The organism is Arthrobacter sp. H20, from assembly GCF_000520515.1.
In the GTDB taxonomy this organism is placed as follows: domain Bacteria; phylum Actinomycetota; class Actinomycetes; order Actinomycetales; family Micrococcaceae; genus Arthrobacter_D.
In genome coordinates, this window is the sequence record NZ_KI914746.1 from 1 (window position 1) to 8938 (window position 8938).

Below are 8938 nucleotides of genomic sequence, written 5' to 3' on the forward strand. Positions count from 1 at the left end.
CGGCCACATCCGCCATCTCACCCGCCGGCGAAACCTACCTCACCAAACCCGACCCACCGCCAGAACCACCGGAACCCCAACCACCAGACCCACCACCCTTCTAAGCGGCTGCTGTTCTAAAAACCTCCCGTTCTAAGCAGCAGGTCCTAAGATGCCTTCCCAACACGGACAATTCGTCCGCGAGGTGGTGAGACGGCACTAGCTCTCGGCCGGCTCCTCATACTTCGGGAAGATGGGCGACGGCGCCGGCAGCGCCGTGCCAGCTACCAGCGGCGTGGTAACAGCGCTGAACTGGCGGGCGACGTCGTCGGGCTCCGTTCCCTGCCCTAGGACGGTTAGGAGCCGGCCAGCGCCCTCAGGCATCACAGGCTGCGCGAGGATCGAGACGATCCTCAGCACTTCGAGCGTCACGTACAGCACAGTATTCATCCGCTCGGGATCAGTCTTCCGGAGCACCCAGGGCTGCTGGTCGGCGAAGTAGGCGTTGGTATCGCCCAGCACCCCCCAGATGAGTTCGAGCGCTCTGGAGAATTCCTGCCGGTCAAACGCGGCGCGGGCGGCATCGAGCAGTCCGTTGACCTGTGCCAGAATTGCCTCGTCGGCCGGGGCGAACGACGACGGCGCCGGTACCTGCGCGTCGCAGTTCTTGGCCACCATCGACAGCGAACGCTGAGCGAGGTTACCCAAATTGTTGGCAAGGTCGGAGTTCATCCGACCCGCGATTGCCTCATGGCTGTAGGACCCGTCAGCGCCGAAAGGCACTTCACGCAGCAGGAAGAACCGAATCTGGTCGAGGCCGTACTGGTCCACCCAGTCCTTGGGCGCCACCGTGTTCCCCAGCGACTTGGACATCTTGACGCCCTTGTTGAACAGGAACCCGTGGATCATGATTCGTTTGGGCAGCTCAAGTCCCGCAGACATCAGGAAGGCCGGCCAGTAGATGGCGTGAAAGCGCGAGATGTCCTTGCCGATGACGTGGACGTCGGCTGGCCAGTATTTCTGGAACCGTTCCGATTCGGTGTCTGGGAACCCAACGCCGGTGAGGTAGTTCGTGAGGGCATCCACCCACACATACATCACGTGGTCCTTGTTGCCGGGCACCGGCACTCCCCAGTCGAAGGTGGTTCGGCTGATCGAGAGGTCCTCCAGCCCGCGCTTGACGAAACTGATCACCTCGTTGAACCGTGACTGCGGCGCGCCAAACTCGGGCTGGTCGGAGTACAGGGCGAGGAGTTTGTCCTGGTAGGCGGACAGGCGGAAGAAATAGCTTTCCTCCTCCGTCCAGGTCAGCTCAGTGTCCGTCTCCGTGGCGTAGCGGACCCCGTCGTCGCGGACCTCGGTGTCGTCCTCGCTGTAGAAGGCCTCATCCCGCACCGAGTACCAGCCGGCGTACTTGTCCAGATAGATGTCGCCGCTCGCTTCCATCAGCTTCCAGATCGCGGTGGCCGCTGCGTAGTGGTCGGCGTCGGTGGTGCGGATGAAGCGGTTGTAGGAGCTGCCGACGTCGTCGTTCATCGCCTGGAACGCCTGTGCGTTTCGCGTGGCCAGTTCGCGGACGGGAATGCCCTCCCGGTCGGCGGTCTGCTGCATCTTCAAACCGTGCTCATCGGTGCCGGTGAGGAACATGACGTCATAGCCGTCGAGCCGCTTGAACCGGGCCAGCGCATCGGTAGCGATCGCCTCGTAGGCGTGGCCGATGTGCGGGATCCCGTTGGGATACGAGATGGCGGTGGTGAGGTAATACGGGGGCAGCTGCTCTGTGGATGTCACCTAAAGAAATTACCCTGTTTTCCTGTCGGTTGTCGCTTCGTGACCGGGCGACCCGCTGGCACCCCCACCACTGTCGCGGCGAGAGCCTCCAAACACCTGAGTGGCTAGCTTTGGAGGTCCACTTCGCGTGCCACAGTGGCGCCGATCGCTTCCTTGACGGCGTCGAGCACCTCCTGTGGAACTGAGCTGTCGACTGTGAGAAGGGACAGGGCCTGGCCGCCCTCGGTACTCCGCGCAACCTGCATGCCAGCGATGTTGATGTCCCTCTCCCCCAGCAACCGGCCGAGAGTGCCAATGACGCCGGGACGATCCTGGTAAAGGAGTACCAGGAGGTGCTCGCTGATAGGAATCTCGAGGTCATAGCCATTAACGCCGACCAGCTTCTCTATCTGCTTGGGTCCGGTCAGGGTGCCGGCGACTGAAATCTGTGAACCGTCGGACAGTGCCCCGCGGATGGTGAGCACATTTCGGTACTCTTCCGATTCGGGGGTAGTGACCAGGCGCGTGTTGATACCGCGCTGCTCGGCGAGGATCGGTGCGTTCACGTACGATACCTGCTCGGAGACGATGTCGGTGAAGACACCCTTCAACGCTGCGAGCTCGAGCGCCTTCACGTCCAGGGAAGCGATTTCGCCGGCTACCTCGACCTCGATCTGGGTGAGTGAATCGTGGGTCAGCGCGGTGAAGATCCGACCCAGCTTTTCGATCAGTGGAATACCCGGGCGAACCTCGGGTGCGATAACGCCGCCCGCTACGTTGACGGCGTCGGGCACCAGCTCACCGGCGAGGGCGAGGCGCACCGACCTGGCGACCGATACCCCTGCCTTCTCCTGGGCTTCGTCAGTGGACGCGCCAAGGTGGGGGGTGACCACAACATTGTCGAGTTCGAAGAACGGCAGATCCGTGCTGGGCTCGGTGACGAAGACGTCGACGCCGGCGCCGGCAATTTCGTTCGCCTGCAAAGCCGTGAACAGCGCAGCCTCGTCGACCAACCCGCCGCGGGCCACGTTGACCACATAGGCGGAGGGCTTCATCTTCTTGAAAGCGGCCTCGCCGAGCATGCCGAGTGTCTCGGGGGTTTTGGGCATGTGGATGGTGATGAAGTCGGACTGTTCGAGGAGCTCATCCAGGGTGACCAGCTGGACGCCGAGCTGGGCGGCGCGCGCTGAGGTGACATACGGATCGTAAGCGAGGATCTCGGTGTCGAAGCCCTGCAGGCGTGCCGCGACGAGGGCCCCGATGCGGCCAAGACCGATGATGCCGACCTTCTTCTCGTACAGTTCGATACCCGAGTACTTGGAGCGCTTCCACTCGCCGCCCTTGAGAGCTGCACTGGCCTGCGGGATGTGACGGGCAAGGCTGAGGATGTGGCCGACTGTCAACTCGGCGGCCGAGATGATGTTGGAGGTGGGTGCGTTGACCACCATGACGCCTGCCTGCGTCGCAGCTTTGATGTCCACGTTGTCCAGGCCGACACCGGCGCGGGCGATGACCTTCAGCCTCGGTGCCGCTGCGATTGCCTCGGCGTCCACCTGGGTGGCCGAGCGCACCAGGATGGCGTCGACGTCGGCAATCGCGGCGAGCAGCTGCCCACGGTCCGAGCCGTCGGTCTGCCGGATCTCAAAGTCGGGCCCCAGGGCTTCAACTGTGGCAGGAGAGAGCTCTTCGGCAAGGAGAACTACGGGTTTGCTGGTCACAGGTGTGGTCCTTCGCTGCTGTGCTGTGTGAACTAGAGGCGGTGTGGCAAGTCTAAATGGGCAGTGCTATTTGACCTGCTTTGTTACTAGCCGGATGGTAGGTCACAGCACTCGGCCAGGACGCGGGAGCGCCCTGGCCGAGTGTCGGTTGCTGTGCCGATCCAGCCGGCTTAGCTAGCGGGCTACTGAGCCCTCGTTGTAGTCGTCGTTCGTCTTGATCCAGGAGAAGAGCTTCCGCAGTTCGCGGCCGGTGGACTCGATCGGGTGGTCCTCGCCCTTCTTCCGCAGTTCAGCGAATTCCTTCCCGCCGTTGTCCTGGTCATCGATGAAGCGCTTGGCAAAGGCACCGTTCTGGATGTCAGCGAGCACCGCCTTCATGTTCTCCTTGACCGAGGGCTCGATGACGCGGGGGCCCGAGACGTAGTCACCGTATTCGGCGGTGTCGGAGACGCTCCAGCGCTGCTTGGCGATACCGCCCTCAACCATCAGGTCGACGATCAGCTTCAACTCATGCAGTACCTCGAAGTAGGCGACCTCGGGCTTGTAGCCAGCCTCAGTCAGGGTTTCGAAACCGTACTGGATCAGCTGTGACGCGCCACCGCAGAGAACAGCCTGCTCGCCGAACAGATCGGTTTCAGTCTCTTCGGTGAAGGTGGTCTCGATCACTCCGGCGCGGGTGCCACCGATAGCCTTGGCGTAGGACAGCGCGAGTTCGCGTGCCTTGCCTGACGGGTTCTGCTCGACGGCGATCAGGTCGGGCACGCCCCGACCCGCTTCAAACTCGCGGCGCACAATGTGGCCTGGGCCCTTCGGGGCGACCAGCGCGACGTCGACGTCGGCGGGTGCCTTGATGTACCCGTAGCGGATGTTGAAGCCGTGGCCGAAAAAGAGCGCGTCGCCGGCCTGGAGGTTAGGGGCGATGTCCTCAGCATAAACGTGGCGCTGCACCTGATCCGGTGTGAGCACCATGATGAGGTCGGCTTCTGCTGTCGCGTCGGCGACGCTGAGGACCCGCAGGCCCTCAGCCTCAGCCTTGGCCCGGGACTTCGATCCCTCTTTGAGACCAACACGGACGTCGACGCCGGAATCGCGAAGGCTCAATGCATGCGCGTGTCCCTGGCTGCCATAGCCAATAACAGCCACTGTCCGGCCCTGGATGATTGAAAGGTCTGCATCGTCGTCGTAGAACAACTCAGTCACTTGTTTGTCTCCTGTGTGTTTTCGTGCTGGAGTCCAGCTTGTGGTCTAGGTGTGATCTGCCGGGTGTCTTAGGCGCTGCGCAGGGCGCGGTCGCTCATCGACTTTGCCCCGCGGCCAACGGCCAGGGTTCCGGACTGAACAATTTCGCGAATCCCGAATGGCTCAAGCACTGATAGAAGCGCTGTGAGCTTCTCGGCGGTGCCAGTGGCTTCGATGATGAGAGCGTCGGTTGAGACGTCCACCACCGAGGCCCTGAACAAATCGGCTGCCTGGGTCACCTGCAGCCGTGTTGCGGCATCCGCCCGTACCTTGACCAGAATATGGTCCCGCTGTACCGAGGAATCGGGAATCAGCTCAACAATCTTGATGACGTTGATGAGCTTGTTCAATTGCTTGGTGACCTGCTCCAGCAGGTCACCCTCGGCTTCGACCACCACTGTGATCCGGGACATGCCCTGAACCTCGGTGGGGCCTACTGCCAAAGAGTTGATATTGAACGCGCGACGGGCAAAGAGACTGGCGACGCGGGTCAGAACGCCGGGGACGTCCTCTACCAGAACTGAAAGCGTGTGACGTGCCATGTTAGTCCTCCTGCTCCCAATCCGGGGTCATATCGCGGGCAATCTGGATGAGGTCATTGCTGACCCCCGAGGGGACCATTGGCCACACCATTGAGTCGCGGCTCACCACGAAGTCGATGACGACCGGGCGGTCGTTGATCGCCAACGCCTGGGCGATGGTGGCATCTATATCCTCGTCACGTTCGCAGCGTAGTCCCACGCAGCCGTAAGCGTCGGCCAGTTTCACGAAGTCAGGCACCCGCGCCGTGTCATGTCCGGTGTTCAGGTCCGTGTTCGAGTACCGGCCCTCGTAGAACAGGGTCTGCCATTGACGAACCATCCCTAGGGAAGAGTTGTTAATGATCGCTACCTTGATCGGGATGTTGTTGATCACGCATGTGGCAAGTTCCTGATTGGTCATCTGGAAGCAGCCGTCGCCGTCGATCGCCCAGACTACGCGGTCAGGGTTGCCCACTTTGGCGCCCATTGCTGCGGGCACTGCGTACCCCATGGTGCCGAGTCCGCCGGAGTTCAGCCAGGCGTGGGGGCGCTCATATTTAATGAACTGCGCGGCCCACATCTGGTGTTGCCCAACGCCCGCGGCGTAGACCCCCTCGGGCCCGGTCAGCTCGCCGATGCGCTTGATGACGTGCTGGGGCGCCGAGAGGCCGTCGTCGGGCTGCGTATATCCCATGGGATAGGTCTCGCGGAGCCGGTTGATCATGGTCCACCACGCCCCGATGTCCGGCGCGCCGGTGGCGGCGAACTGCTCCCGCAGGGCATTGGTGAGTTCCGGCATGATCTCCTTGACTGACCCCACGATTGGGACGTCAGCGGTGCGGTTCTTGGAGATCTCAGCAGGGTCGATGTCCGCGTGGATCACCTTAGCTCCGGGGGCGAAGGTTGACAGTACACCTGTCACCCGGTCGTCGAACCGGGCGCCGAGGGTGATGAGCAGATCGGACTGCTGCAGCGCAGTCACTGCAGACACGGACCCGTGCATGCCGGGCATTCCGACGTGCTGCTCGTGCGAATCGGGGAAAACGCCGCGCGCCATAAGCGTAGTGACAACCGGTGCGCCCACCAGCTCAGCCAACTCCAGCAGTTCAGCAGCGCCGTGCGCCTTGATCACTCCGCCGCCGACGTAAAGCACTGGCCGCTGGGATTCGCCGATCAAGCGTGCCGCTTCGCGGACCTGCTTCGAGTGCCCGCGGACTACCGTCCGGTAGCCGGGCAGGTCTATCTTGGGCGGCCAGGAGAACATGGTGGTCGCCTGCTGTGCATCCTTGGAAATATCGACGAGGACCGGACCGGGGCGGCCGGTCGACGCGATGTGGAAAGCCTCGGCGATGATCCGTGGGATGTCTGCTGCGTTGGTAACCAGGTAGGAGTGCTTGGTAATGGGCATGGTGATACCCACGATGTCCGCCTCCTGGAAGGCATCCGAGCCAATTGCCGCGCTGTTGACCTGTCCGGTGATGATCACCATGGGGACGGAGTCCATGTGAGCATCGGCGATCGCTGTCACCAGGTTAGTGGCGCCAGGGCCGGAGGTGACAATGCATACCCCCGGGCGCCCCGTAACCATCGCGTAGCCCTGGGCGGCGTGTCCGGCACCCTGCTCGTGCCGAACCAGGATGTGCCGAAGCTTCGTGGACGCTAGCAGCGGATCATAGGTCGGAAGGATTGCACCTCCGGGAAGGCCGAAGATATCGTCTACCCCGAGTTCCTCAAGTGAGCGCACAATCGCTGCTGAACCGAGCATCTCAGTCGGTGGAACTACAGTGTTTGAGCCACGGATAGCAGAGGGCTGGACGGCCTGCACTGCGTCGCGGGGCTGGCTGCGCGCCGGCGCGGCCGGAGCGGTTGGCTTGGCCATCAGCGTGGGGCTGGAGGGCGATCCCTTGGACATTGGTGACTTCCTTGATGAATCGGTACTGCTCGTGTACTTCGGGTGTCGTGCGCCTTGCGTCCGGTGGGAACAAAAAAACCCCTCAGCCTGGTTGGCTCCGTGAGGGGTTGCGCGTGACGTAGTGCTACCAGTCGGGCTTTAGGCCACGCGCTTGGTAAGAAGGACTACTACGGATTCGAACTGCATATCTGTAGTTTCCACTCACGCTTTGGGGGTGTCAAACGCCAGCCCCTCTCATCTCACTATGTGGACACTTCGTCCAGTTAGTGAACACTAACTGGAAATGAAACGGGCGGTATATGCGCCTTTTTGGCCCGGCATCTCCACCAGCCCGGCCCCCCTGCCACTCCGTGCCGCCCTATGGGCTCCGCTCGCTCCGCACCGTCAGCGGCGAGGCTTGGCGAGTCAGCAGCCGATTCCGGCAGGATTCTCCAGACAAGTCTCCGCGACGCTGTGACGTTCGCTTCGCCAAATACTCATCAGGTGCGGTTCGGACGGTACACGGGCCAGACCAGCCACCGGCAGCCACGGCCCACCGTCCACCGAATAGTCCCCGGCGAAAAGCGTATCCAACCCGACAAAGTAATCGCCCGTCGCTGCGTACAAGTGGCTGGTGGGTGTCTCGGTGTCAAACCCATCCCCGGGCAACACCGCCCCGGGTTCAGTGGTCACCAGGTGTGATCCGTCACCATAGGCCCACTCATAGGAGACCGGCCAGGCACGCAATTGGATCTGGGCGTTCTGAAACTCGAAGGAGAATTCCTGTTCTCCTGCCACAGCGTAGAAGTTGCTATGGGCATTCCGTAAACCAAAGTGATCCGGCTGGGAAAACACCCCGGCAGCGATGATCGGCTGACTCTCAAACTCCGTCAGGGTGATAACAATCGGAGCCTCCTCCACCGTCCCTGCGGTTGGAGGGGCTGGAGGCGCTCCGGGGTACAAACAACCGCTCCGGCCTGTTGCAGTTCGAGTGGGCGGATTCGCATTTCGATTTACCTCGATCCACTGCACCAGCACACCGTCCGGCTGCGCGTCACATTGTGCGTTTAGCTGGACACAGTACGAAGGATCCATGAAGTCCTGCGACCCAGCAGTACAAACCCGCTCATACACATAGTCGATCCCGTCATCGGTGGGCAGATTGGCCGACTCAGCTTCGGTTGAGTCTGAATTGTCCGATCCGGCTACGGAAGCCCGTGTCACGTTCTGTGCGCTTACGTTCGATTCATCGAAGGTAATTCCAGTCTTGCTATCGGCCTCGTGATCCGGGTCGATGCTGAACAACGGACACACGATGCAGATAGTTGCCACAGCCGTGTAGCTAGACCTCCCTCGTCTCATTGAAATCACGTCCCCTCGGGTGATCCGAAATCGAGCATAATCCACTTCCCAGCCTCATAAATGGCAATTACGACGTCAATCCTCGGATCCGAACTCGCTGACTCACTCGCTACCTCCCCAGACGAAGAGAACATCGTTACTTCCCCTTGCCCCACCTCGACAAAGGAATTGATCGAGCCCGCAGTGTTCAGTTCAAATTCTGACGAGAAGCTGACCACATCGGCGTTCCCTCCTGCTACCCATCCGCCAGTCGAAAAGTGGGCCTGCACTCCACCTACGACGTTGCTACAGGTCCCGCAACCGGGATCTGTTACAGAGTCAAATTCGGCCCAGTCGTTTGTTACGTAGCCGTAGCTGAAGAGTTCGAACCAGTACTCCGTGAACGCTTCCAGACCCTCGAGCGAGTTCTCGTCCGCCAGGGACGACTTCTCGGGCACCGGGATGTTCGCGGCAGGGCC

At 61.6% G+C, this 8938-nt stretch carries 7 protein-coding genes; all 7 read right to left on the bottom strand.

The window, feature by feature from the left end; all coding sequences use genetic code 11:
- Positions 1-198: 198 nt before the first annotated feature.
- Positions 199-1770 (bottom strand): methionine--tRNA ligase, encoded by a 1572-nt coding sequence (gene metG, locus Y703_RS0113460; RefSeq protein WP_026553118.1) that lies wholly within the window; start codon positions 1768-1770, stop codon positions 199-201.
- Between the two features lie 104 nt (positions 1771-1874).
- Positions 1875-3467: a phosphoglycerate dehydrogenase gene (serA, locus tag Y703_RS0113465; protein WP_026553119.1), complete on the bottom strand. Its 1593-nt coding sequence runs from the start codon at positions 3465-3467 to the stop codon at positions 1875-1877.
- A 174-nt stretch (positions 3468-3641) separates the two neighbouring features.
- Positions 3642-4667, bottom strand: a complete 1026-nt coding sequence (gene ilvC / locus Y703_RS0113470) for a ketol-acid reductoisomerase (RefSeq protein ID WP_026553120.1) — start codon at positions 4665-4667, stop codon at positions 3642-3644.
- A 68-nt stretch (positions 4668-4735) separates the two neighbouring features.
- Positions 4736-5248: an acetolactate synthase small subunit gene (ilvN, locus tag Y703_RS0113475; RefSeq protein WP_026553121.1), complete on the bottom strand. Its 513-nt coding sequence runs from the start codon at positions 5246-5248 to the stop codon at positions 4736-4738.
- Between the two features lies 1 nt (position 5249).
- Positions 5250-7139, bottom strand: a complete 1890-nt coding sequence (locus Y703_RS0113480) for an acetolactate synthase large subunit (protein WP_026553122.1) — start codon at positions 7137-7139, stop codon at positions 5250-5252.
- Between the two features lie 405 nt (positions 7140-7544).
- Positions 7545-8039 carry a hypothetical protein gene (locus Y703_RS22195; RefSeq protein ID WP_155849531.1) on the bottom strand — a complete coding sequence of 165 codons (495 nt, stop codon included), beginning with the start codon at positions 8037-8039 and terminating at the stop codon, positions 7545-7547.
- A 446-nt stretch (positions 8040-8485) separates the two neighbouring features.
- A partial coding sequence (locus tag Y703_RS0113490) for a DUF6318 family protein (protein WP_026553123.1) occupies positions 8486-8938 on the bottom strand: 453 nt, incomplete at its 5' end.